Source organism: Nonomuraea lactucae (assembly GCF_003313395.1).
Classification (GTDB): domain Bacteria; phylum Actinomycetota; class Actinomycetes; order Streptosporangiales; family Streptosporangiaceae; genus Nonomuraea; species Nonomuraea lactucae.
In genome coordinates this window covers 1-1,365 of sequence record NZ_QNFZ01000495.1, presented here as the reverse complement: position 1 = coordinate 1,365, position 1,365 = coordinate 1, and the positions used below count along the sequence as shown (strand labels likewise).

The following is a 1,365-nucleotide window of genomic DNA, read 5'->3' as shown; positions in this document are numbered from 1 at the left end:
GGCGTGGCCGGACACGCTCAGGCGGGCGGCGGCGCTGGGCGCCGCCGCCGTGGCCGCGCCGGTCGCCGGCGACTTCGACCCGGACGTCTACGCCGCCACGCACCCGCTGATCGTCATCACCTAGAACGTCCGTCACATCGCGACACCCAAGGAGCCCGCCATGCCCCTCGCCACGACAGGTGACATCGTCAGCGCGTCGCCCGCCGGGGTGGGCGCGTTCAACGTGATCCAGCTCGAACACGCCACGGCCATCGTCGCGGGCGCCGAGGCGGTGGGCCTGCCGGTCGTGCTGCAGATCAGCGAGAACTGCGTGCGCTATCACGGCGCGCTGGAGCCCGTCGCGCTGGCCACGCTCGCGGTGGCCCGGCGGGCCGCGGTGCCGGTGGCCGTCCATCTCGACCACGCCACCGACCGGGCGCTGGTCGAGGAGGCGGTGGGGCTGGGGCTGGGGTCGGTGATGTTCGACGCCTCCGCGCTGCCCGACGAGGAGAACGTGGCCGCCACCGCCGCCGTCGCCGCCTGGTGCCACGAGCGCGGCGTCTGGGTGGAGGCCGAGCTGGGCGAGGTCGGCGGCAAGGACGGCGTGCACGCGCCGGGGGCGCGCACCAAGCCCCACGAGGCCGCCGCCTACGTCGCCCGCACCGGGGTCGACGCGCTCGCCGTGGCCGTGGGCACGTCGCACGCGATGACCACCAAGGACGCCGTGCTCGACCTGGCGCTCATCGCCGAGCTGCGCGCCGCCGTACCGGTGCCGCTCGTGCTGCACGGCTCCTCCGGGGTGCCCGACGACGCCCTGCGCGAGGCCGTACGGCACGGCATGAAGAAGATCAACATTGCGACTCACCTGAACAAGGCGTTCACAGGCGCCATCCGCGACTATCTGGACCACGACCCGAAGGTGGTGGACTCGCGCAAGTACGTGAAGGCGGGCCGCGACGCGGTGACGCGCGAGGTAGGCCACCTGCTGCGCGTCCTGGGCGGTGCGGCGTCGAAGCCAGTAGAAGCCAGTAGAAGCCAGTAGAAGCCACCTGAGTCGTACACGACGACGGCGGCGCGATCGATCCCGCCCGAACATGCCACGGACAGCCCGGATCAGCCGTCCGCCGCGGGCGGCGCCTGGAGGAGGACGGCCGCCAGAGCCGCCCGGGAGGAGACCTCCAGCTTGCGGTAGACGCGGCCGAGATGGGCCTCGACGGTCCTCGGGCTCAGGAAGAGCTGGTCGGCGATCTCGCGGGACCGCTTCCCCCCGGCGGCGAGCTCGGCGATCTCCCGTTCCCGGTCGGTGAGCAGGTCGAGCGGGCTCGGCCGGGCGGCGTCGGAGCCCGGGCCGCGCACGGCCGCGGCCAGCTCGCCCCGCAGCAGCAC

At 73.9% G+C, this 1,365-nt stretch carries 2 protein-coding genes; one reads left to right on the top strand and one right to left on the bottom strand.

What is annotated here, in order from left to right; genetic code table 11:
• Positions 1-160 precede the first annotated feature (160 nt).
• Complete coding sequence (locus tag DQW85_RS22960; RefSeq protein WP_113702199.1) at positions 161-1,021, top strand: class II fructose-bisphosphate aldolase; 861 nt, start codon at positions 161-163, stop codon at positions 1,019-1,021.
• A 71-nt stretch (positions 1,022-1,092) separates the two neighbouring features.
• On the opposite strand, the gene DQW85_RS22955 is transcribed toward DQW85_RS22960, so the two are convergent.
• On the bottom strand, positions 1,093-1,365 hold a 273-nt coding region (locus DQW85_RS22955; protein WP_162795260.1), incomplete at its 5' end, for a helix-turn-helix domain-containing protein.